The organism is Synechocystis sp. PCC 7509 (assembly GCF_000332075.2).
Taxonomy (GTDB): Bacteria; Cyanobacteriota; Cyanobacteriia; order Cyanobacteriales; family Chroococcidiopsidaceae; genus Aliterella.
This window is the reverse complement of sequence record NZ_ALVU02000001.1, coordinates 3,673,215-3,698,200: the sequence shown is the minus strand read 5'-3', so window position 1 is coordinate 3,698,200 and position 24,986 is coordinate 3,673,215. Positions and strand designations below refer to the sequence as shown.

14 protein-coding genes are annotated in these 24,986 nt (G+C 40.4%); 10 read left to right on the top strand and 4 right to left on the bottom strand.

Features of this window, described 5'->3' with window-relative positions; genetic code table 11:
- Window positions 1–168 precede the first annotated feature (168 nt).
- From SYN7509_RS0218515 to SYN7509_RS0218480, 8 genes are all read left to right on the top strand, one after another.
- A complete protein-coding gene (locus SYN7509_RS0218515; protein WP_009631986.1) occupies window positions 169–3,369 on the top strand; it encodes a non-ribosomal peptide synthetase in 3,201 nt (1,066 codons plus the stop codon).
- The gene (locus tag SYN7509_RS0218510) at window positions 3,366–7,931 is read left to right on the top strand and encodes a non-ribosomal peptide synthetase (RefSeq protein WP_009631985.1); all 4,566 of its coding nucleotides are present in this window, start codon (window positions 3,366–3,368) and stop codon (window positions 7,929–7,931) included. The genes SYN7509_RS0218515 and SYN7509_RS0218510 overlap by 4 nt, the downstream gene beginning before the upstream one ends.
- Window positions 7,932–7,934: 3 nt before the next feature.
- Window positions 7,935–11,876 carry a non-ribosomal peptide synthetase gene (locus tag SYN7509_RS0218505; protein WP_009631984.1) on the top strand — a complete coding sequence of 1,314 codons (3,942 nt, stop codon included), beginning with the start codon at window positions 7,935–7,937 and terminating at the stop codon, window positions 11,874–11,876.
- Window positions 11,877–11,951: 75 nt separating this feature from the next.
- Window positions 11,952–12,677, top strand: a complete 726-nt coding sequence (gene psb29, locus SYN7509_RS0218500; protein WP_009631983.1) for a photosystem II biogenesis protein Psp29 — start codon at window positions 11,952–11,954, stop codon at window positions 12,675–12,677.
- A 160-nt stretch (window positions 12,678–12,837) separates the two neighbouring features.
- The gene (locus SYN7509_RS0218495) at window positions 12,838–14,331 is read left to right on the top strand and encodes an AmpG family muropeptide MFS transporter (RefSeq protein ID WP_028954431.1); all 1,494 of its coding nucleotides are present in this window, start codon (window positions 12,838–12,840) and stop codon (window positions 14,329–14,331) included.
- 81 nt (window positions 14,332–14,412) lie between these two features.
- Entirely contained in the window at window positions 14,413–14,652 is a 240-nt protein-coding gene (locus SYN7509_RS0218490) for a hypothetical protein (RefSeq protein WP_009631981.1), read from the top strand.
- A gap of 5 nt (window positions 14,653–14,657) precedes the next feature.
- On the top strand, window positions 14,658–15,113 hold the full coding sequence (locus tag SYN7509_RS0218485; RefSeq protein ID WP_009631980.1) for a GNAT family N-acetyltransferase: 456 nt from the start codon (window positions 14,658–14,660) through the stop codon (window positions 15,111–15,113).
- A 50-nt stretch (window positions 15,114–15,163) separates the two neighbouring features.
- On the top strand, window positions 15,164–15,922 hold the full coding sequence (locus tag SYN7509_RS0218480; RefSeq protein WP_009631978.1) for a HEAT repeat domain-containing protein: 759 nt from the start codon (window positions 15,164–15,166) through the stop codon (window positions 15,920–15,922).
- On the opposite strand, the gene SYN7509_RS0218475 is transcribed toward SYN7509_RS0218480, so the two are convergent.
- From SYN7509_RS0218475 to SYN7509_RS0218465, 3 genes are all read right to left on the bottom strand, one after another.
- Window positions 15,899–16,642, bottom strand: coding sequence for a 4'-phosphopantetheinyl transferase family protein (locus tag SYN7509_RS0218475; protein ID WP_202807248.1), 744 nt, complete (start codon window positions 16,640–16,642; stop codon window positions 15,899–15,901). The two genes, SYN7509_RS0218480 and SYN7509_RS0218475, sit on opposite strands and share 24 nt — an antisense overlap.
- 15 nt (window positions 16,643–16,657) lie before the next feature.
- Window positions 16,658–20,185 carry a WD40 domain-containing protein gene (locus SYN7509_RS0218470; protein ID WP_009631976.1) on the bottom strand — a complete coding sequence of 1,176 codons (3,528 nt, stop codon included), beginning with the start codon at window positions 20,183–20,185 and terminating at the stop codon, window positions 16,658–16,660.
- Window positions 20,186–20,311: 126 nt separating this feature from the next.
- A complete protein-coding gene (locus SYN7509_RS0218465; protein ID WP_227501511.1) occupies window positions 20,312–21,166 on the bottom strand; it encodes a class I SAM-dependent methyltransferase in 855 nt (284 codons plus the stop codon).
- 289 nt (window positions 21,167–21,455) lie between these two features.
- Between SYN7509_RS0218465 and SYN7509_RS0218460 the strand changes: the two genes are divergently transcribed.
- Window positions 21,456–21,767 (top strand): hypothetical protein, encoded by a 312-nt coding sequence (locus tag SYN7509_RS0218460; protein WP_009631974.1) that lies wholly within the window; start codon window positions 21,456–21,458, stop codon window positions 21,765–21,767.
- Window positions 21,768–22,043: 276 nt separating this feature from the next.
- Here the strand turns inward: SYN7509_RS0218460 and SYN7509_RS0218455 are convergent, their stop codons facing one another.
- Window positions 22,044–22,808: a class I SAM-dependent methyltransferase gene (locus SYN7509_RS0218455; protein WP_009631973.1), complete on the bottom strand. Its 765-nt coding sequence runs from the start codon at window positions 22,806–22,808 to the stop codon at window positions 22,044–22,046.
- A 144-nt stretch (window positions 22,809–22,952) separates the two neighbouring features.
- Between SYN7509_RS0218455 and SYN7509_RS0218450 the strand changes: the two genes are divergently transcribed.
- Window positions 22,953–24,680, top strand: coding sequence for a succinate dehydrogenase/fumarate reductase flavoprotein subunit (locus SYN7509_RS0218450; RefSeq protein ID WP_009631972.1), 1,728 nt, complete (start codon window positions 22,953–22,955; stop codon window positions 24,678–24,680).
- The last annotated feature ends 306 nt before the right edge of the window (window positions 24,681–24,986 follow it).

Genomic DNA, 24,986 nt, shown 5'->3' with positions numbered 1-24,986 from the left:
AAAATACCTGAATTTAACATTTACAAAAGCCAAAAGTTACTAAAATTGCTTCCTATAAAGCTTTACCTACAATTCTTAATTTGTTTTTGGTTAATCTGTCTGAGTGTAGAGCTATTTTTGTTGCCGCTCCGTTAAAAAGAGTTAGCTAAGAAAACAGTAAACTAACTAATGACTTTAGCGCGATCGCATCGGTGCAATGTTTCTGACGAAGAAGTTTTTGTTTTTCCGGCATCCTTTGGACAACAACGGCTATGGTTTCTCGATCGCCTATTTCCTAATTCTGCCTGCTACAACGTGGTGAATGTCTTGCGGCTAACTGGTTTGCTGGATATTGCCGCTTTAGAAGCAAGCTTTAATGAAATTGTCCGTCGTCATGAAGTATTACGTACTAATTTTGACACTGTAGACGGAAAACCCGTACAGATTGTTTTACCGGATTTACAAATATCTATACAATTAATTGATTTACAACCTTTACCTATAGGGGAAAGAGAAGCCGCAGCGCAGCAAGAAATCGCGGTATTTAGTCAAAAACCTTTTAATTTAGAGCAGGGAACGCTATTAAGGGTAAATTTGTGGCAAATTGGGGCGGGAGAATATATATTAGCGATCGCATTACACCACATAATCTTTGATGAATGGTCAAGCGCTTTACTAATTCGAGAATTGGGCATAATTTACACTGCTTTTTGTAAAGGTTTACCTTCCCCCCTGGAAGAAGTAACTATTCAGTATGCAGATTTTGCCCATTGGCAGCAAGAATATTTGCAAGGAGATGTGTTACAAAAACAGTTAACTTACTGGAAATCACAGTTAAAAAATCTACCTTTGCTAGAAATTGCTCCCTATCGTCCTTTACAACATAGTTATAAGGGTGCAACGGAGTTATTAGAATTACCTCAAGAGTTGGCGCAGAAAATCGCCTTTATTAGTCAGCAAGAAGGTGTAACCCTATATATGACATTGCTTGCAGCTTTTCAGGCTTTGTTGTGTCGTTATACTGGACAAACAGATATTGCTGTCGGATCTCCCATTGCTAACCGCAATCGCCGAGAATTGGAAGATGCGATCGGTTTTTTTGCTAATAGTTTAGTTATTCGCACTGATTTATCAAATAATCCTAGTTTTAAAGAGTTATTAGCCAGAGTTAAGCAAGTTGCTGTAGGCGCTTACGCTCATCAAGACTTGCCTTTTGAGAAGCTGGTAGAGCAATTGCACCCCGAACGAAGTTTAAATCAAAATCCTTTGTTTCAGGTCGTGTTTGCTCTGCAAAATGCCCCTATAGAGCAATTAGAGTTGCCGGGGTTGACTCTTGCACCTTTTAAAGAAATCGAGACGACAACAGCTAGGTTTGATTTGGAGTTTTATTTGTGGGAGTGCGGCGAAGATTTTAGAAGCTTGTGGGGGGATAAATGGCAACAATCGGCAGGATTGCGGGGAGTTTTAGTTTACAATACTGCTTTATTTGATGGGAATGCGATCGCTTTATTACTTCAACACTTTCAAACCCTGTTAACTGGCGCGGTTGAGAATATTGATACTAAGTTAGCCGATTTGCCTTTATTGAGCGTTGCTGAAAAAAATCTGATTTTGGTGGAATGGAATCAGACGCAGCGCGATTATCAAAAACATCTGTCTATTCAACAGTTGTTTGAGATTCAGGTAAATAATAATCCAAATGCGATCGCCCTTAACTATAAAGATCGTCAAGTTACTTACCAGCAGCTAAATAACGGTAGCAATCAACTGGCGCGTTATTTGCAAAAACTCGGTGTGGGTAAAGATTCATTAGTTGGAATTTGCTTAGAATCAACGCCTGTAATGGTATCTGTAATGCTGGGTATTCTTAAAGCTGGAGGCGCTTATGTACCATTAGATCCAGCTTATCCTGTAGAGCGACTTCAGTTTATGGTAGAAGATACGGGCTTAAGTGCGATCGTTACCCATAGTAGCTTTTCTCACCTTTTTTTTAATACGCAAATCCTTTGTTTAGATAAAGATTGGCAAAAATTAGCACTGCAAAGCCATGAAAATCTCCCTAACCAATCCACCGCCGCAACTCTAGCTTATATAATTTATACTTCTGGCTCTACAGGCATTCCTAAAGGTGTTGCTGTAACTCATCAAGCGGTAAATAGATTAATTAATTCTAATTACATCACCTGGAAAGGATGCAACAAAGTTGCTCAATGTGCCAATATTTCCTTTGATGCGGCGACTTTTGAGATTTGGGGCGCACTTTTAAACGGATTGCAGTTAGTGGGGATTGATAGAGAAACTTTGCTTTCTCCTCCAGATTTTGCTCAAACTCTCCAACAGCAAGAGATTGATATTTTATTTTTGACTACAGCTTTATTTAACCAGATTGCGCGAGAAATTCCCTCAGCTTTTAAAGATTTGAAATATTTGCTGTTTGGCGGTGAAGTTGTAGATGTGAAATCGGTGCAATCTGTGTTTGAAAGCAAGCCTCAGCACTTGTTGCACGTCTATGGCCCTACAGAAAATACTACCTTTACTACTTGGTACGAGGTGGAGAATGTAACACAATTAAAGACTATACCGATTGGAAAGGCGATCGCAAATACGCAAATATATTTATTAGATAACTATTTAAACCCTGTACCTGTAGGAGTTGCAGGAGAAATCTATATTGGTGGCGATGGTTTGGCGCAAGGTTATTTTAATCGCCCTGAATTAACAGCGCAACAATTTATTGCTCATCCTTGGCTTAAATCAGCGCGTTTGTACAAAACTGGCGATTTTGGGCGATATTTACCCGATGGGAATTTAGAATTTATTGGACGTAAAGATGATTTAGTAAAGTTGCGGGGTTTTCGGATTGAATTGGGGGAAGTTGAAACGGTAATTAATCAGCATCCCCAAGTAAAAGAAAGTGTCGTTGTAGTTAAAGATGAGAGTTTAGTTGCTTATATCGTTGCTTCGGTACAACTAAAAAGCTCGCAATTGAAAGAGTTTTTGCAAGCAAAGTTACCAAACTATTCGATTCCGGCGGTTTTTGTATTTTTGGAGAAATTACCTTTAACAATCAATGGTAAAGTAGACCGCTTATCCCTTCCTACACCAGATTTTACACAAAATATCTCTAACAAAACTCCGCGTAACTCCGTTGAAGTCCAATTATTAGAGTTATGGAATGGATTATTAGGCGTTAACGCAGGGATTGGCGATAACTTTTTTGAATTAGGTGGACATTCACTACTTGCAACACAGCTAGTTTCTAGAATCCGCGAGAGTTTTGGCGTACAAGTACCGCTAAAAAGAGTGTTTGAAACTCCAACTATTTTAGGACTTGCGGAATATATAGCCAGTAGCAAAAATACTACTAATCGAGAGGAGGTAGAGTTTTGAGTGCTATTGAATTATTGGCGGATTTACGACGTTTAGATATTCAGGTGTTTGTAGAAGGGGAAAGCTTGCAATGTAACGCTCCTCAAGGAATTTTAACAGAGGAAATGCGATCGCATATCATCAAATACAAGTCACAGTTAATTGCTTTACTTAGTCCATCTCCTCCTTTAATACCCCAAACTAATCGCACTTGTTTATCTTTCGCTCAACAAAGGTTGTGGTTTTTAGACAAGCTTATTCCCGAAAATCCTTTTTACAATATACCTGCGGCTTTGCGTCTTAGTGGAAAGCTAGATTATTTAGCTTTAAAACAAGCCTTTAATAAAATTGTCCAACGTCATGAAGCTTTGCGTACCAACTTTGTTGAAGTTAACGGACAACCAATAGCGATCGCATCTCCCCAAATTGATGTATCTTTGCCTGTAGTAGATTTGCAGCATTTACCCGTAACAGAAAGACAAGCCGCCGCTCAAAACATTGCTACACAAGAAGCCCAGCATCCGTTTAACTTAGCCAAAGAGTTGTTGTTGCGCGTCAAACTATTGCAGTTAAGCGAAGATGAATATGTTTTACTGCTCAATCTCCATCATATCGTTGCTGATGGTTGGTCACTGGGGGTATTAATTCGGGAAATTGGACTACTGTATACAAATCAACCTTTACCACCCTTAGCTATTCAATACGCAGACTTCGCATTTTGGCAAAGAAAGTATTTGCAAGGAGAAGTTTTAGAAAGTCAATTATCTTACTGGAAAGCTCAACTTGCTGACCTTCCGATGCTAAATTTGCCTACAAAACCACGAAAAGGAGTGCAAAGCTATAAAGGTGCGACACAAAATATCTCTTTATCTCCAGCTTTGAGCGCGGGATTAAAAACTTTAAGCAAGCAAACAGGCTCAACCTTATTTATGACAATGCTTGCAGCTTTTCAAGTATTGCTGAGTCGTTATACAGGACAAGAAGATATTGTAGTTGGATCTGCGATCGCAAATCGCAATCGAGCAGAATTAGAACCTTTGATTGGCTTCTTTGTGAATAGTTTAGTATTACGCACAGATTTATCTAACAATCCTACCTTTAGGGAATTGCTAGGACGAGTGCGAGAGAAGACAATAGAAGCTTACGATCGCCAAGATTTACCTTTTGAGAAGCTAGTAGAAGAATTGCACCCTGAAAGAGATTTGAGCCGAAACCCTTTGTTTCAGGTGGTTTTCGCGCTCCAAAATGCCCCAATGCAACCTTTGGAGTTACCAGGAATAACCTTAAATCCTTTGCAGTTTGAGGTTACTACTACAAGATTCGATTTAGAGTTGCATTTGTGGGAGCAAAGTTACGGATTAAGTGGATTATGGGAGGAAAAAAGCGAGGGAATTAGCGGTTTTTTGGCTTACAATACCGATTTATTCGATAAAAACACAATTTCTCAGTTTCTCGCTCATTTTCAAACATTACTTACAGCAATTGTGGCAAATCCTGATATTCCCATAGCCGATTTACCTTTATTGAGTGATGCAGAAAGCCATCAGTTATTAGAAGAATGGAATCAAACTAGCTGTAGTTATAGCGATAAATTATTTCATCAACTGTTTGAGGAGCAAGCCGAAAAATCACCAAATGCGATCGCTCTAGTCTTCGACAATCAAACACTAACCTACCAACAATTGAATCATAGAGCTAATCAATTAGCGCATTACTTGCAAGAGTTGGGAATTAAGCCAGAAAGTTTAGTAGGGATTTGCGTTGAGAAGTCGCTAGAAATGATTGTCGGGATACTAGGGATTTTTAAAGCGGGTGGCGCTTATGTACCAATAGATCCAAATTATCCCCAAAGCCGTAGAGAGTTTATGCTTACCGATACACAAGTAAAAGTAGTTTTAACTCAGCAGTCTTTAACATCGCTATTTGCAGACATCAAACTAATCTGCTTGGATACAGACGAAAATATCGACGCTTACAGCACCGAAAATCCCACCAGCAGCGCAAATCTAGATAATCTTGCTTACATTATTTATACATCTGGCTCGACAGGACAACCAAAAGGAGTTTTAATTGAGCATCGCGGATTGTGTAATGTAGTTGTAGGACAGATAAAAGCTTTTGAATTGCGATCGCATAACCGGATTTTACAATTTAGCTCTTTATGCTTCGATGCTTCTATTTTTGAAATATTACTTGCTTTTGGCGTTGGTGCAACTCTCTACATTCCCCCCAAAAAAGCCCAGTTACCAGGAAAAGATTTAATAGAATTTTTGCAGACAAACGCGATCAATACAACGATCATTTCTCCATCAGTTTTAGCCGTTTTACCCGCGTCCAAATTACCTTTACTGCAAACGGTTATTGCTGGTGGTGAAGCTTGTACAACAGAAATTGTCCAACAATGGGCAACAGATCGCCGTCTATTTAACGCCTACGGACTGACAGAGACGACTATATGGGCGACGACGACTAAATTGATGGTTTCGGATGAAAATCCCTCTATCGGTCGTCCTGTAACGAATACACAGATTTATTTATTAAGCAATCGCCTTTTTCCCGTCCCCATTGGCGTTGTTGGCGAGATTTACATTGCTGGGGATGGTATAGCGCGGGGTTATTTGAATCAAGCAGAATTAACAGCAGAGAGGTTTATTAACAATCCTTTTGCAAATAATCGCTTATACAAAACTGGGGATCTCGCCCTTTATCGTCATGATGGAAGTTTAGAATTTATTGGGCGCATTGACGAGCAAGTAAAAATTCGCGGGTTTCGGATAGAGTTAGGCGAAATAGAAACAGTGTTAAAACAGCATCCAATGGTTGAAAATGCGATCGCACTTGTTAATAGCGATCGCATTATTGCCTACATTGTCCCTCAAACAACAGTAGAACAGCAGTTGCAATTAGAGCTAGTATTACAATGGGAAAATCTCTACAATCGCACTTATAGCCAATCTGCAAAGGAATCTAATTTTAATATTATCGGTTGGAATAGTAGTTATACAGGGCTTCCCATACCTACCGAGCAAATGCAGACATGGGTAAATAGTCGCGTAGAGCAAATTTTAGCATTACAACCAGAGCGAGTGTTAGAGATTGGTTGCGGTACGGGTTTGTTGCTGTTTAAAATTGCGCCTCATTGCAGCGAATATGTAGCAACCGATTTTTCCGCCGCATCCATTCAATATTTAAAGCCTTTATTGCAACCCTTACCACAAGTTAAATTGCTGCAACAACTAGCAACAGATTTTACTGGAATAGCTGCAAACTCTTTTGATGCAGTGATTCTTAATTCTGTAATCCAATATTTTCCTAGCCTCGATTACCTATTGCAAGTATTAGAGAAAGCAATTGAAACCGTCACCCCTGGAGGATTTATATTTATTGGAGATGTACGAAACTTACAACTATTGTCAGCTTTTCACGCCGCCGTACAACTACAACATTCGGAGGGGGATTCGTCTAAAGAGCAGTTACAGCAACAGTTACAAGCAGCATTATTTCAAGAGACGGAATTAGTTATCGATCCGGCTTTCTTTCCCGCATTGAAACAGCGCTTTAAAAAAATTAGTCACGTCCAAGTACAGCTTACACGGGAATGCGATCGCGCGGATCGCAATGAACTAACCCAATTTCGCTACAACGCCATCTTGCATATTGAATCTCAAAAAACCCCAACTCCCGATTGTCAACTTGATTGGGAGCAAGATAACCTAAGCATTTCCAAAGTAAGTCAATATTTACTCGAAAATCAGCCAGCTATTCTACAAGTAACAAAAATTCCCAATTCTCGTGTTATAACCGCCGTTAAAACCGCTCAATGGCTAACTAATGATACAGAATCGCCTCAAAACGCCCATCAAATGCGCGAAGAATTGCAACAGTTAGAAACATCGGGAATTGAGCCGGAAGATTGGTATAAGTTAAATAAACTTCCTTATACTGTCGAAGTTAGTTGGATAAATACCGATGCTACAGGTTGCTATGATGTGATTTTTCAAAGTATTAGTCAAAAAGCGACTCCAGGAGTTATAAAAGAAAGACATATAACTAAAACCGACGCAAATAATCCTTTACAAGCACAATTGGCGCGTCAAATCATCCCCCAGTTACAACATTATCTCCAGCAAAATCTACCCGATTATATGATACCTGCTGCCTTTGTAGTGTTAGAGAAAATACCTTTAACAACTAATGGTAAAGTCAATCGTCGCGCCCTTCCTGTACCAAATTGGGGCAAAAATGCAGTTTCACCTACATCACCTACTCAACAAAAACTAGCAAATATTTGGGCAGAATTGCTAGGACTAAAAAATGTTGGTATTGACGATAATTTCTTTCAGTTGGGGGGACATTCTTTACTCGCTACTCAACTAACTTCCCGCATCCGCGAGACTTTCGGCGTCGAGTTACCTTTGCAAAAAGTCTTTGAAACTCCTCAAATTGTGCCTTTAGCTAAAACTATCGAAACCTTACAAAGCAGCCAAAAAACTCAGCCAGACATAGGGATTGTACCGCTTTCTCGTGATGCTCATCGCCGTTTGCGATCGTCTCTCAAAAATCCTGAAAACTTAGGGAGATAATTCTTGCATACTCATCCTATTTCTACCGATGAAGTTTTTGTTTTTCCGGCTTCTTTTGCTCAACAAAGGCTTTGGTTTCTCAGCCAATTAGTACCAAATAATCCTTTTTACAACGTCTCTGCGGCGATTCGTCTAACTGGAAACTTAAATTTAACCGCTTTAAAACAAACCTTTAACGAAATAATCCGCCGTCATGAAGTTTTGCGGACAACCTTTGCAATGGAGAAAAGAGAGTTAAATCAAGTAATTGCTGAGAGTGCAAGTATAAATCTGAAACTTGTAGACTTGCAACATTTACCTATACTTGAGCGAGAAGATACTGCAAGACAAAGAGCGATCGCATTTTCTCATCTTCCCTTCAACCTTAGTACAGATTTGCTGCTACGAGTAACGATATTTCAACTAGATTCCAGCGATTCTATTTTATTGCTAAGTCTGCATCACATTATTGCTGATGGTTGGTCAATTGGCGTATTAATTAAGGAAATTACCGCGCTTTACGCTGCTTTTTGTACAAATACTTCGTTATTGCCCGATTTGCCAATCCAATATGCTGATTTCGCCGCTTGGCAAAAACAAGAGTTACCAAAAATAATCGAGTCACAATTACCTTACTGGAAGACACAACTCGCCGATTTACCAAGTTTAAATTTACCGTGCAATCGCATTCGTAATTCTACCCAAACTTACAAAGGTGCAACCTACAACTTTTTAGCTCTTTCACACAGCCTCAGCGCATCTTTATCCGCCTTTAACCAGCAAAAGGGGGTTACATTATTTATGACGGTTTTAGCAGCCTTGCAAACACTGTTATATCGTTACACAGGACAAACAGATATTGCTGTAGGTTCTCCCATTGCTAATCGAAATCGAGCCGAACTAGAGCCATTAATTGGCTTTTTTGTCAATACTTTAGTTTTGCGGGTTCAATTATCTAGTAATCTTACTTTTTTAGAATTATTAGCAAAAGTAAAACAAGTAACAATAGACGCTTACGCCCATCAAGATTTACCCTTTGAGAAGCTAGTACAAGAACTTCAACCAGCGCGAGATTTAAGCAAACATCCCTTATTTCAAGTAGCGATATCTCTGCAAAACACGCCGATTACAGCCTTAGAATTACCTGAACTTACCCTAAATCCCTTTGAGATTGAAAATGGCACAAGTAAGTTAGATTTAGAGTTGAATTTTTGGGAAAGTTCCGCCGGATTAGAGGCACAGATAACTTATAGTACCGATTTATGCGATCGCTCTACAATCCTCCGCATGGCTGGACACTTGCAAACTCTACTAGCAGGAATTATTTATAATCCCCAGCAAACACTAGCCGAATTACCCATTTTAACCGCCACCGAACGCCAACAGTTACTTATTGACTGGAATAATACGCAACAAAACTATCCCGATAAGTGCATCCAGCAAATATTTGAGGAACAAGTAAATAATAATCCTAGTGCGATCGCACTTGTACACAATAACGAGCAAATTACCTACCAGCAATTAAACGAACAAAGCAACCAAATCGCCCATCACTTACAAAACCTAGGAGTTGTACCCGATGTAATTGTCGGGATTTGTTTAGAAAAGTCGCCGTTAATAATTATCGCAATTTTAGGAATACTCAAAGCTGGGGGTGCTTATTTACCAATAGATCCAGAATATCCCAAAGCGCGATCGCGCTTTATGCTGGAAGATTCGCAAATAACTATTTTAATAACTCAAAACTCTTTATTTACCGAGGAGTGGGAGCATAAATTAGTTTTTATTGAGGATTTGGCGATCGCACTCCAAAATAAATATAATCCTACAAGTCCTGTAAAAGCGGCAAATCTTGCTTATGCAATCTATACTTCTGGTTCAACAGGACAACCCAAGGGTGTTTTAATCGAACATCGAGGACTAAGTAATGTAATCCACGCACAGAGACAGACTTTTGACCTCAAACCGCAACATCGGATTTTACAATTTGCCTCAATTAGCTTTGATGCGTCTATTTTTGAAATAGTTATGGGATTAGCTAACGGCGCAAGTCTTTACTTAATCCCAGAGAAATCGCGTCTAGGAGCATCTTTAACTACTTATTTGCGTTACCACTCCATTACCCACGCTACCTTGCCCCCAGCAGTCCTAACAACCCTTGTAGCGGAACAATTACCAGCATTGCAAACCCTAATTTTAGCGGGGGAAGCTTGGACGGGAGACATAGAGAAATGGACAAAAAACAGACGATTATTTAATGCTTACGGATTAACAGAGACAAGTATCTGGTCAACTATTGCAGAGATTGGGGATAGTATTTCTATAGGAAATGCGATCGCTAACACCCAAGTTTACGTTCTAGACTCTAATTATCAACCCGTCCCTATAGGCATTCCCGGCGAATTATATATCGGTGGAGTAGGTATAGCGCGAGGCTATCTCAATCGTCCTGAATTAACCGCTAAAAGTTTTATTCCCAACCCTTTTGTAGAGACGTTGCAATGCAACGTCTCACCGCCAAAATTTTACAAAACTGGCGATTTAGTCCGCTATCTCCCTAACGGAAAATTAGAATTTTTAGGACGCATCGACCACCAAGTTAAAATTCGCGGCTATCGGATAGAGTTAGGAGAAATTGAAAGCTTGTTGCTACAACATCCAGCAATTCAAGCCGTCACCGTAATTACTCAAGAAACTGCTGCTAATACTCAACTGGTAGCTTATATAGTCTTTCATCCCAACTTAAACCTTTCCACCGCTCAATTAAGCGACTTTCTCAAAGAAAAATTACCCAATTATTCCATCCCTTCAGCTTTCGTTATCCTGTCATCGCTACCCTTAACACCCAACGGGAAAGTAGACCGAAATGCTCTAAAAAGCCCAAATATCTCTACAAACAAATCTTTTGTAGCGCCTCGCAATGCCACAGAATCGACCTTAACAACATTTTGGGCGCAAACTCTTAAACTTGAGCAAGTAGGAATACAAGACAGCTTTTTTGAACTAGGTGGAGATTCTCTACTAGCAATTCAACTATTAGACCAAATAAACCAACATTTCCATCAAAACCTACCTTTATCCGCCCTTTTTAGTGCGCCAACCGTCGAACAATTCGCGCCAAATATCGAGAAAAACTATATTTGGTCGCCTATAGTCCCGCTTCAACCCCAAGGCGCTAAAACACCATTTTTCTGCATTCATCCTATTTTCGGCGTTGTTTTACCCTACTACGAATTAGCAACCCATTTAGGCAAAAATCAACCATTTTACGCCCTCCAACCCTGCGGTTTAGACGGTTTGCAGCCACCACTAACCAGCATTGCAGAAATGGCAACTTGTTATATTAAAGCCTTGCGTCAAATTCAACCAAAAGGCGCGTATCAACTAGGTGGCTGGTCTTTTGGCGGTTTAGTTGCGTTTGAAATGGCGCAACAATTGCACCAAGCAGGAGAAACAGTAAGTAAACTGGCAATTTTCGATACCCTTGCACCAATACCCAGCAATCAACCGTCAATTTGGGAGAGTTTGAATTTTCTTATTACCACTGTACCCGGTTCTATTTATCCCTTTGTACTAGATTACTGGGAGCTAATTTGCGATTCCTACCTCAAGCAAATTTTTTCTCCTCATGGTTGGACTTCCTTACTAGAAAAAGCAACTGTTAATAGCCTTTTCCCCCAAGAAACTAGATTGCGAATGCTAGACGAACTAACAATTGAGCGGATAATGCGGATTTTTTGGGCAAATAGCCAAGCTACAGTAAATTATGCACCCCAAAGTTACCCAGGCGCGATCGCATTATTCAAAAGCAACGAACCCCTAACCACGACTGACACAACTTTAGGCTGGAGTCAACTGACAAACTCTGTTGAATTACACTCTATACCTGGAAATCATCTAACAATGCTCAAAACTCCCAACGTCCAAGCCTTAGCCAAACAATTGAACAAGTATTTGACTGCTTGAGTAAAACATCTTCCCTTGGCAAAGTCGCCCTAAAGCGAGACAATAATATATACGTCTCCCGTTAATTCTCAACCTGTGAATACCGTTCGTACTGTTTCCGATACCAAAAGAGCTTTCTATTCTACTCACACTCGCCCGATAAACACTATTTATCGCCGCGTGGTTGAGGAATTAATGGTAGAAATGCACTTACTCTCTGTCAACGCTGATTTTAGCTACAACCCCATATACGCGCTAGGTGTGGTGACTTCCTACGAGCGCTTTATGCAAGGCTATCAACCAGAACGGGATAAAGACTCAATTTTTCAAGCTCTATGTCAAGCTATAAATACCGATCCTCATCAATATCGCCAAGATGCGGAAAGATTAGGAAGCTTTGCTAAAAGTTTGTCATCCCAAGACTTAATGCAATGGCTAAGTAGTGAAAAGCCTATAGATGGTTATAGCGACTTACAAGAACAAATTAAACAAATTGCCACCAATCAAAAATTCAAATACAGCCGTTTATTTGCGATCGGTGTATTTAGTTTACTAGAATTATCCGACCCCGAATTAGTTAAAGATGAAACTAAGCGTGTAGAAGCTTTCAAGCAAATTTCTAGTAGCTTGCACTTACCCGAAGACAAACTCAACAAAGACCTAGAGTTGTATCGCGCTAACGTCGAAAAAATGAACCAAGCTTTAATTGTCATGGAAGATATGTTAGCCGCCGAACGCAAAAAGCGACAAAAAAAAGCCGATGAACAACAAGCGGCGCTTGCTGCTAAATCCTCCGATAAACCTCAAGATACCGCCTCTTAAAACATTTCCCCCCATTTTTAAGAGTAGGGGCGCAATGCACTGCGCCCCTACTATATTGTCGTGGGTTAGGGGATCTCCAAGTATTGCATTATTCAATTAACCCCCACTATGGCATCATGACTTCAGCCTAAAGTTATGCTCAGTCAGGGGTTTTTCGCAAGTGAATCCAACGCGCAATTTTTTACAAGTTTTTCAAAGCCGCAAAATGGCAGTTTTGCTATTTTTGGGCTTTTCCTCTGGTTTACCTTTATTTCTCACCAGTAAAACTCTGCAACTATGGATGCAAGACGCGAAGATTGACTTAGGGACAATTACTCTATTTAGTCTAGTTGGCGTTCCTTACTCCCTTAAGTTTTTATGGTCGCCGTTATTAGACCGCTTTGTGCCACCATTTCTAGGACGAAGACGCAGTTGGCTAATCATAACTCAAATCGGGTTAGTATTAGCGATCGCCACTATGGCATTACAACAACCCTCCCAAAACCTTCAATCCTTACAAATACTGGCAATTATCGCCCTAATCATTACATTTTTAAGCGCTACTCAAGACATTGCTGGCGATGCCTACCGCACAGATGTTTTATCGCCCCTTGAGGCGGGTGCAGGTGCATCGGTTTGGGTGCTAGGCTACCGGATGGCGCTGCTAGTAACGGGCTTTTTAGCTTTTGTTTTAGCCGATTATATTTCTTGGAATGCCGTTTACTTAATCATGGCGGCTTTTATGGGCATTGGCATAATTGCGACTTTATTTGCGCCTACCGAACCCGTGCTAGAAGGCGAACAAAGTTCTGCACCTATATCAGCCAAAGATGGAATTTTTCTTTTATTATTTGCTTTACTCCTGGCAGGCTTAATCGGCGGATTAATTACAGGCTATCTCTCTTTAGATAAATTATATTTGCCGATCGCAGGTTTACTCGTTTTTTGGATAGTTGCAGCTTTTATATTACCGAAAAAGCAACTTAATAACGTTACCGAAAGTCGCCCGCCACAATCCTTACAAGACGCGGTGGTTCTACCTTTTCAAGAGTTTTTCGGGCGTTTTGGAGTCACTCAAGCAAGTTTAATTTTAGCTTTTATCTTGCTTTACAAACTGGGGGACTCTTTAGTTGGAATTACTGCAAACTTATTTCTCCAAGAAATCGGCTTTTCAAAAACTGACATTGGCGCAATTCAAGGCGGAATGGGCTTTTTTGCTACAACAGTAGGGGTGTTAGCCGGGGGCGCTATTCTAACTAAAATTGGTATGAATCGCGCCTTGTGGATTTTTGGGATTCTCCAGTTAGTTAGTAACTTAGGTTATTATGCTTTGGCGATCGCCGGAAAAAATTATTCTTTGCTAGTTTTAGCAATCAACATTGAGAATTTGTGTGCGGGTTTAATTACCGTTGTTACCGTTGCCTATTTGATGAGTCTTTGCAACCACAGCTTTACAACAACCCAATTTGCCTTATTTTCAAGCTTAGTCGCTATTAGTCGTGATATCATCTCCGCCCCCGCCGGACAATTAGCCGTTGTTACCGGATGGTCAACATTTTTCTTACTTTCTATCGTAGCTGCTTTGCCAGGGTTGGTACTTTTACCTTTTATTGCGCCTTGGAATTCTCCGCCGATTGCTATGGCAAAACCAGGTTTAAATGATGATGATTATTAATAAATTAAGTTGTAGGATAAAAGAAGGCTTAACAATTCTTTAGCTAAGTTCTCATATTATTGCTTTTCCTCGGCTACCAACATGGCTATCTTCCGTCAATACGTGCTTCCTTTTGCGATCGTGTTTGTGTTTTTTGTAGCGCTTGTAGCAGTTAGCGCCCGGATCTTTCTTCCTAGCGATATGGCTGCACCCGCGCCAATTGAAGAAATTAATTCACCCCAAAAAGCCAACGTGCAATTACCTCCAGGGCTTTCTATGTTGGTAAAAGGCATACCGGATGATTTGGCACTGTCCGATCAATTCCGCATGACTATTAACTAAATAATGTGGAACTAATATCAGGTTATCAAGTTCGGGCTGGATCGAGCTTAGATCGAGCATTGCTAGCCAAGTTTATGCAAAAAACTTACCAGGAACTAGCCCCAAAGCAAGATTTTTCTCATTTAGCCCTAACAGTGGAGCAATATTTATCTAGAGAAACGCCTTTATGGTGGGTAAGTTCAGATAGCGATGCTGCGGTAGCTTGTGTATGGGCAGGAAACGCGATAGATCAAATAACAAGCGATCGCATTGCTCATATTTTTTTACTCTACGTCAACCCAGAACATAGACGAAAAGGCATTGCTAGAGCTTTAATGAACCAAGTAGAAACTTGGGCAATTACTAAAGGATTTCCCGCAATTGAGTTGCAAGTATTTCAAACTAATGACTTTGCCAAAAATCTTTACAACCAGTTGGGCTATCAAACGCGATCGCTATCGATGGTAAAACCACTGAAATAGATATACTAAACAAAGCTAACAGCGCTTTGGTTGTGGTAGCTTGAATAGTTATGTATGACGACGAAGATTTAATCAGCTTACTTGACGGGGAAGACTTAGAAAGCCCTCTAGATCGCCTTGAACCTCTAACAGCAGAAGTTGAGGAATATAAACCAAATCCTGACGCAATGTTAGCCCTGCTAGAAGATCCGCAAACTCAGCAAAGGATGTTAGCAGCACGGGCTTTTTGTGAACTAGAAGACAAACGCGCTACCCCTCATCTTATTCACCTTTTAACCGATACTTGCCCTTTAGTTAGAGTTAGTGCAGCTTACGCAATTGGGCGCAACCCCCACCCGGACGCTGTAGAACCGCTAATCGCGCAGTTAAACATTGATTGGAATGGCTACGTCCGTAAAGGCATCGTGTGGGCTTTGGGAAACTGCCGCGATCGCCGATCCTTAATGCCTCTTGCTGTTGCCTTAAAAACTGATATTTCTGCCGTGCGCTTGTGGGCGGCGAGTTCGTTGGCGCAGATGGCACTGGTAAGTTATGAGGGGGTTGTCGGCGCAATTCCGCCCTTAGTTGAAGCTTTAGTAACAGATCCTGTAGGTGCAGTAAGGAGTAATTGCGCCTGGGCGATCGGGCAACTGTGCCGCGAATTGCCTTCTAACGTTGTTTACGCTACTGCAATCGATGCTTTAATTCAAGCTTTTGCCGAAGATGAAGACTTGGGAGTTAGAGAAGATGCCAAAGCTTCCTTATTAGGCGTGGGCGATCCGCGTGGCTTGCAGCTAATTGAAACTTTAGAGCAAGAAGGATGGTTCTAGATAGAAAATATCCCAACCGTTGCCTTCTACAGCTACCGTAGCTAAGTAATTTGGGGCAGGAACAAAAGAGCGCAAAAACCAACGATGGGCGCGATCGCTCTCTGTGGCTACAGTTTCGTCAAAATCATCGTTACCCGCCGCTAAACCAGCCCCTACAGCCTTTAAATAAGCTTCTTTGCGCGTCCAGTGGTGAAAAAAGCCTGTAGGTTTTTGATCGGGGGAAAGAGCTTGAAAACCTGCATTTTCGCGCGGTGAAAAATACCGCTTGGCAATGTGTTCAGCTTCCGTAACTGGGCGGATAAATTCTAAATCTATCCCCAAATTGCGATCGCACGTTATGGCATACAAAACTAAATTTTGGGAGTGCGACAAGTTAAACCGCAACGGAGTAGCTTTAATTTCCGGCTTCCCGTGTTGCCCATAACTAAACTCTATAAGATCGGCGGGTATGCTCAAATAGTTACCCAAAATCGTCCTCAGCAATCCCCGCGCCACAGTAAACCTTTGCCTATCTTGCTCAAAGTGAAACTTTTTTGATCTTTGGCGCTCGTCGGTAGATAAAGTTTGAGCTAGTATATCTACTTTTTCAGTAGGTAAATTGAGGTTAGAGCGCCAGATATGAACTTCATTTTTATTAGCTACTAACTGGCTTGGTGATAACTGCCACTTGCAATCGAGCATTACCATTGCAAAACTTTCCTCTTTTCTAAATATCTCCATTTTTGGGTAAGACTACTATTTACAAGTAAAGCGATCGCGCGTTTCCACGCTAGGATTATGCTCTAAATAGTCCTCTAACCAGTTGCAACTATGCTCCAAAAGGCGCTCAAATTCTACATCCCAGTTCCACAAAATTACTATATTATCTCTACCAACGGAAGCTAAAATTTGACCGTTTGGGCTAAAACTTACACTATTAACTTCAGCACGATGTCCGCTAAAGGTTTTTAGTAATTTACCTTGACGATAGTCCCAAAGCTTAACCATACGATCGTCACCACCAGAAGCAATCGTTTCACCATCCGGGCTAAACCTAACCCCATAAATCGCGCCTCGATGTCCTACCAAATTACTAATTTCTTTGCCGTTACGAGTATTCCAGATTTTGATTGTACCGTCTTGGCTGACGGTAGCGAGTAACTGACTATTGGGGCTAAAATCAACGCTATAAACCCGCCCTCTGTGACCCGTTAAGGTACGAATTAGCTTGCCGTTGGTACTCCATAATTTGATTGTGCGATCGCTACTTCCTGACGCTAGTAGCTGCCCGTCCGAGCTAAAATCAACGCTGTAAACTCGTCCCAAATGACCAGTTAAGGTACGAATTAGTTTGCCGTTGGTATTCCATAATTTGATTGTGCGATCGTAGCTTCCTGAAGCCAATATTTGATTATTAGGATGGAAACTAACGCTATAAACGGGTGCAGTGTGTCCATTTAGGGTTTTTAACAATCTTCTTGCTTGAGAATCCCACAGTTTCACGGCTTTGTTGCGGTTGGAGGCGGCTATTAATTGACCATTAGGACTAAAACTAACGCTTGTAAACCAGTTAGAATCTTTGGCAATAGTTTTGACAAAAGTCCCGTTACTTCGCCAAAGTTTAATTGTTCCGTCTTGACTTGCAGAGATGAGGTTTTGACTATTGGGACTAAAATCAATACTATTGACTTCCGCACGATGTCCTACTAAGTCTTGACGCAAAAAGTTATTTAATTTCCAAAGTCTAACTATATTATCGGAACTTGCAGAAGCAATTATTTCACCATTTGGACTAAAACCTGCGCTATAAATTCTACCTTGCGCTTGAAAATTTTTAATTTGTGTATAATCTTTCATCCGCCACACTTTAACTGTGCCATCTTTACCTGTGGTGGCTATGGTTTGATTGTCGGGACTAAAAGCACTACTATAAACTGCGCCCTTATGTCCAGTTAAAACTTTAACCAACGTGCCGTCTAGTTTCCATAGTTTAACTGTGCCATCATTACTAGCGGAGGCGATTAATTGGCGATTTTTACTGAAACTAACATAATTAACTTGGTCTTTGTGTGCCTGCCAAGTGGTGCGATTTTTACCGTCAAGAGTCCATAATTTAATATCGCCAGCTTGTCCCGCACTTGCAATAATTTCACTATCCGCGCTAACACTAACGCTATATATTGCACCGCGATGTTTTAAAGGAATTGTAGTTTTAATTTCTTCGCCATTACTACGCCAAAGTTTAACTGTATTATCCCAACTACCAGAAACAATAAACTTTCCGTCAGGACTAAAACTAATACTATCAACGGGTTGCTTGTGTCCAATCAGAGTTTTAGTTTTGATTCCATCGTTGCGCCAAAGTTTAATAGTATTGTCATCACTAGCGGAAGCAATTACTTGACTATCTGGACTAAAACTAATGCTATTTATGCCTCCCGTATGACCAATTAAAGTTTTAGATAAACTGCCATTAGTTCGCCAAGTTTTAATTGTGCCATCGGCGCTACTAGAAGCAATAATTTGACCATTAGGACTAAAGGAAACATCGTTAACACTATCAAGATGTCCTTCTAAACGATTAAATTCTTGAATGCTGTAAACAGCTTGTTGTAGCGTGTTTATAATTTCATTTTTTAAATTATCATCTGTAGCAGTATTTTGAACATTTTTCCCGGCTTTGATGCTGGCAATTAATGCTCCTAAGCGATCGTGTTTTAACAGCAGCAATTGCGATGCTGCTACCAATCTTGAAACTTCTGCTAATCTGTTTTGATTTTCGGCTTGCTTTAATAATAATAAACTTCGCCCACCTACAATTACCGATATCGTAGAAATTACTACCAAAATGCTAAAACCAACTTTAATTGTACGTCTAATTTGTTTTTGAGTGGCAATTAATCTTTGATTTGACTCTTTTTCTGCTATCAAAGCTAACTGAGCTTTTTCCTGTGCTTGAGTTAATATTTGATTAGCTTGTCTTTCTATTTCTAAAGCTTTTTGATATTCACGGTTTTCTAACTCGCGGCTGGCATCCAAAAACCAGTAATCTTGATCGCTCAAACTCTTGCTTTTTGCCCAAATTTGAGCCGTCTGTAAAGCTTTTCCTCTTAATAGCCAAGATTCATTTTTTGTAGTTAGCCAAACGGCTATTGCTTCCCCGTAAGGACGCAAATTTGCTAAAGCTTTTAATATCCAATTATTATTAAAAACTTCTTCATAAATGCGATTAGAGACTATAATTACAGATTGATTATGCGTTTTATTCTCAACAACTAAACCCGATAAACGCAATTCTATTTGTTCAAAGCTATCATCAGCTAACACAGTATTATTGACTAAAACTTGCTGGTAAAGTCCAAGTAGTTGACCAGATTTTGATGATTTTAAAACGCGATCGCGTATAGTCTTCAAATGAGTGGGATCGTCTTGAGATTCCCAGTTTTCGAGCAATTGCGATCGCACTATTTTTTCAATTGCTAATTCTTCCTCGCCTACGGTAATTACTACCGAAGAATGTACAACTAACTTACATAGCTTTTGAGTCAAAAAAGGTTGCCCACCAGTCCAATTTAATAGGGCTTGAAGTACCGATTTAGTTATTACTTTATTCTCTAAAGGTTCAACTTCTGCAAGTTCAAAACCTCGTAGTTCAATAGCTTGTCCAATATTAAAAGGAGTGCGCTTTTTATCTTGCATCAAGTCGGCGGGATTTGCTACCCCAAGCATGACAAAAGTTAAGCGATTATAAGCGGGTTTTTCGGCGCGTTGATTGTAGCAAGCACGAATAGCCGCAAAGAAGTCTTCAATCGGAAACCTTAAACTTAAAACACTATCAATTTCGTCAATAAAAATTACAATAGATTGACTAATGTCAACTAATAGGATTGTTTCTACAAATTCACTCCAACGTTGTACCGGAGAAAGTAAAGTGCGATCGCGCCACCAAACAGACAAATTTAGTTTTAAATTGAAACTATTAACTAAAAGTGCGATTAAACTAGCGTACCATTGCTCAACAGTAACTTGTTCTATGCCAATAGTAGTTAAATCGACCACCGCACAAGCAATATTATTAGTAAGCAATTGGTGCATAACCTGCACTCGCAAGCTAGATTTTCCCATTTGGCGAGAATTAAGTACATAACAAAATTCTCCCGCCAGCAACTTGTTATACAGTTCGATGTCAGCGTGTCTTTTAACATAAGTCGGAGCATCAACCGGGAGATTTCCCCCGACTTGATAATCCCCATTACTAGGCGAAAATAGAAAATTATTTACCACAAAATAAGTAAGTAAATAGTTACAGTTTATGCATAAAATTAGTGCTATCTATTTTGAAAGCTAGGGATTTTGGAGTAAAACCGTAGATAAATATAGTTTTTTACTTTCTGTTAAAGAGAAGTTGAGCTATTGAATCTTTGGTTTGCGACCATATACATAAAAGATAGTAATATCATTCCAGACTCCTTGCTCGGTTTGTAGTGCCTCTAATTCTGTCTCAAATTCAGCCTTAGCTTGTGCCAACTGCTCTAATGAAAGTTGTGATAAAGGAGGCGGATATTGTCCAGGTGTAGGATGCGAAACCCCAAGCCACATTTTTTTAGCTTCATCTAAACTGATATAACTACCATCTTGTTCAACTTTGATATCAATTGTCTCAAATCCTGCCTGCTGAAGCAAGTTTTGGCATTTTTCAACTGTACCTGTTGGCTTATTATTCACAAATGAAATACCGTACTTTTGAGCAACTTTCTGTGTAACCACTCCACTTATAAAAGCGGTATCAGCAAAAGCATGGAATCCTATAATTCCACCAGGTTTAAGACAGTTATGCCAAAGACGTAACGCCGCACTTAAATTGGACATCCAGATAAACGCAGATGAACAGAAAACTCGGTCAAAACTATTAGTAGCAAAATTAAGTAATTCAGCGTCTGCAAGCTGAAATTCAATATTTTTGAGATTTAATCTTTCAGTCTTATGTCTTGCTTGTTCCAGCATTCCAGAAGAAATATCTATACCAATTACTTTACCTTCAACACCCACTAACTGAGCAGCAGAAATCGCAACATGACCTGTTCCCGTTGCAATGTCTAAAATATACTGACCAGAACTAACTTGTCCATACTCAACAAGGCGATGAGCAATCTGCAAATGCCAATTGCTATTGTCATAAGTTTGGCTTCTACCAGTATATAAGTCTGCTATTTCTTGCTTATACATTTCTAAGTTAAGCTGTTTTTTCATTAAGGTTTCTACCACAACTACAATTTAGCCTAAATGCTTAACACAAAATCAGTAAATATATAGTTACCTTTTACGCAGAAATTATTATGATTATTAATTGTGAGGAGTAAGGGTTTTATAAAAACAGTAAATAAGTAAAGTTTTTTGCCTTATGCCAAAGATAACTGTGCGATCGCGCCTTTGCTGAAAAATATCGTAAGAACTGTAAATTACTGTTGCGAAATGATCAAAATCCTTTAAAAATTGTCTAAAACAAAATTAGACCCTTAATCTAAAAGTTTAAGCACGTCCTGGAGGAAATATTATGGATAAATTACGCAAATACCGTCTAGCCTGCACTCTAACCTTTGGTGATATCTACGGTCAAATTATTGTTTGGTTGATTACCATTACCCTTAGTTTAGCTTCAGCGATGGCGATGATGGGAGCAAGAAGACCTTACTACGCCCTAGCTACCGTTGGACTAATTGTATTGCTGTCGCTGCCATTTTTGCTGTTTGCGTTCGTTACGACATTATTCAATCACATTGAATTAATCGCCGTCGATGCTCAAACCCAGTACGAGCCAATGCCTGGTAATGTCTCAAACCAGCGCCCTGTAGAAGCAACAAGTTAGCTACTCGTTCGCCAGATTGATCTAAAATCAGCGCCAGCGAACAAAAAGCAAGTCTTGTAGGCTTGTTATTATCTTTCTGTTAAAGTTCTTAACAAAATTAAACCTCTTGCATGAATCAATATTTTGGTATGCGTCGCCCATAAGTTGACCTACCTAAATTGGCAATTTACGCAAGAGGCTTGTTTTTTTATATGTTGTCCCAATAGTTATGGGCAGGGACAAAAAAGTTGCTCTTTGTCTATTGTGGGTTCTCTCAACAAATAAATGAGCGTTTTGTCATACTTTCTGGGGCTTCATAAAATACACAAAAATACCTAACGCACCTGCATGATCCTTAAACTCAACATGAAAGTTACGTATCCCTACTTTTTGCATTAAGAACAAAAGCTCATTCACATTGTAGGAATTCATCTGCATTTCTGGCTCTAGATGCCTAAATAAGAACGATCTTCTTAGAAGTTTTTTCAAAATCTTAAACAGTTGCCCTATTCCACTAGGAGACGCACCATAATTCTCACTATAAATAGTCTCTGCATAGGTAAAGTGAATAACACCAATACCTGAATCTTCCAAGTGATTAAGGAGGTTCGTAAAAATACGTCGCCCCCTAGCAACAGGTATATGCTGAAGAACGATGTAAGAATGAATAAAGTCAAAACGTCGTCCATCTAAGGCAGAAAGATCGTCATCTGACTTAAGTAAACTGACATTTTTCACAGAGTATTCTTCACAGTTCTTCTGAGCCTCTTTCAGCATCGAATCAGAAATATCCATCCCTACAGCATGGTCGGCAACTTCTGCAAGTGGGATTACAAGTCGTCCAGTTCCACAACCAAAATCTAAAGCTTTCTTTGGAGAAAAGTCAGGGTTGAGGTAGTCCCTACAGACTTGTAATACATGACTTATATGCTTTCTCCCAGACTCAAAAAATTCTGATTTTATATCGCTAGTAATGTTATCGTTGCGAAACTTCTTGTCTATTAATACTGCAAAATAAGGATCTTTCTTGCCCCACTTTTCCCATTCGATATCTGTGTTCATATCGTTAACTGGTTTGTTATTAAGAGTGTCTAGCTAAGTTATGACATAAAATTGTCCTGCCTGCACATCCTCTAAAATTGCTGGTAATGATTCTTTTATTAAGTCAAAATACAATAATAAATATTTTAAATAACAGATTTACTTATGCTAGAACACGATGTAATTATTATTGGTGGTGGTTTGGCTGGATGCCGTGCCGCCGTTGAGATTGCCCGTACTGATCCAAAATTAAATATTGCGGTAGTTGCCAAAACTCACCCCATTCGTTCCCACTCTGTAGCAGCACAAGGGGGAATTGCGGCAACCTTAAAAAACGTAGATGCTGCCGATAGTTGGGAAGCTCACGCTTTTGATACAGTCAAAGGTTCTGACTATTTAGCCGATCAAGATGCGGTAGAAATCCTCACCCGCGAAGCGCCAGACGTGGTAATCGATCTAGAACACATGGGGGTAATGTTTTCTCGCCTGGAGGATGGACGCATCGCCCAAAGGGCTTTTGGCGGACATTCCCACAACCGTACTTGCTACGCCGCCGATAAAACAGGTCACGCTATCTTACACGAATTAGTCAGCAACTTAAGACGCTACGGCGTACATATTTACGATGAATGGTATGTAATGCGGCTAATTGTGGAAGACGAAGAAGCAAAAGGCGTTGTGATGTACCGGATTTTGGACGGTCATATTGAAGTTGTCCGCGCCAAAGCGGTAATGTTTGCTACTGGGGGCTATGGACGGGCTTACAATACCACGTCAAATGACTACGCTTCGACGGGTGACGGGCTGGCGATGACGGCGCAAGCGGGTTTACCTCTAGAAGACATGGAATTTGTGCAATTTCACCCTACAGGGCTTTATCCGGTGGGTGTACTAATTTCGGAAGCGGTACGGGGAGAAGGGGCGTACTTAATTAATGCCCTGGGCGATCGCTTTATGAATACCTACGCCCCTAGTCGCCTGGAACTAGCCCCCCGCGATATTACATCCCGCGCGATCGCTCGTGAGATTGCCGCCGGACGCGGTGCTAATCACGATGGCAGCGCCGGAGGTAAGTTTGTGTACCTCGATTTAAGGCACATGGGCAAGGAAAAAATTATGAGTCGGATTCCTTTTTGTTGGGAAGAAGCCCATAGATTAGTAGGCATTGATGCCGTACATGAACCGATGCCTGTGCGCCCAACGATTCATTATTCTATGGGTGGAATTCCTGTAAACACTGATGGCAAAGTCCGCAGCAGTGGGGATGGGTTTATCGATCGCTTTTTTGCGGCGGGAGAATCAGCCTGTGTATCGGTACACGGCGCGAATCGATTGGGAAGCAATTCGCTATTAGAATGCGTCGTTTACGGGCGCAGGACTGGAAAAGCGATCGCTGAATTTGTCCAAAATCGCAAATTACCCGTTGTAGACGAGCAACGCTATGTTCAAGGGGCAGCAAAACAAATGCAGCAATTAATCGCCCAAGAGGGAAAATACCGTATTGCTCAAGTACGCCAAGCTTTTCAAGATTGCATGACCGAGTGTTGCGGAGTTTTTCGGACAGAGGAAGTAATGCGCTCTGGTTTGCAACAGTTGCAGCAAATTCAACAGCAATACCAAGAGATATATTTAGACGATAAGGGCGATTGCTGGAACTCAGAACTTGTAGAAGCGTTGGAATTACAGAGTTTATTAGTAGTGGGAGAGATAATTTTAACTTCAGCCTTGAGTCGCACCGAAAGCCGAGGCGCTCATTGTCGTGAAGATTACACCGAACGAGACGACGAGAATTTTCTCAAGCATACAATGGCTTACTACTCCCCCGCAGGCATTGATATTCAACACCGCCCGGTAACTATTACAATGTTTGAGCCAAAAGAGCGTAAGTATTAACAGGGAAAGATTTGTTACCTATATTCAATTGTAAATGTAGAGACGTTCCAGTGGAACGTCTTGCTTATATTTTGGGCTTGTATTACCAGCCAGGAAAAATGTATAATCTTTACAACTAATGAAGGGGAGTAGCTACTGGTAATTATTTTGCCAGTCCATCGGAATCAACATACTGGCAACAATCTTGCCTGGTTCTGATGACAAGTTAGAAATTAGTAACTAATTTCAGCAATTTGGCAGCGAGACTTTCACTAAGTTCACAGCAAAATGTGGGCTTGGTGAAGTGCGATCGCATCTTTATCAAGC

Bases quoted from the DNA above. Each gene is read 5' to 3' on its own strand.
- SYN7509_RS0218490 (WP_009631981.1), top strand. From the start codon at position 14,413: ATGGCTATCTTCCGTCAATACGTGCTTCCTTTTGCGATCGTGTTTGTG.
- SYN7509_RS0218475 (WP_202807248.1), bottom strand. From the start codon at position 16,642: ATGGAGATATTTAGAAAAGAGGAAAGTTTTGCAATGGTAATGCTCGAT.
- SYN7509_RS0218460 (WP_009631974.1), top strand. From the start codon at position 21,456: ATGGATAAATTACGCAAATACCGTCTAGCCTGCACTCTAACCTTTGGT.
- SYN7509_RS0218455 (WP_009631973.1), bottom strand. From the start codon at position 22,808: ATGAACACAGATATCGAATGGGAAAAGTGGGGCAAGAAAGATCCTTAT.
- SYN7509_RS0218450 (WP_009631972.1), top strand. From the start codon at position 22,953: ATGCTAGAACACGATGTAATTATTATTGGTGGTGGTTTGGCTGGATGC.
- SYN7509_RS0218515 (WP_009631986.1), top strand. From the start codon at position 169: ATGACTTTAGCGCGATCGCATCGGTGCAATGTTTCTGACGAAGAAGTT.
- SYN7509_RS0218480 (WP_009631978.1), top strand. From the start codon at position 15,164: ATGTATGACGACGAAGATTTAATCAGCTTACTTGACGGGGAAGACTTA.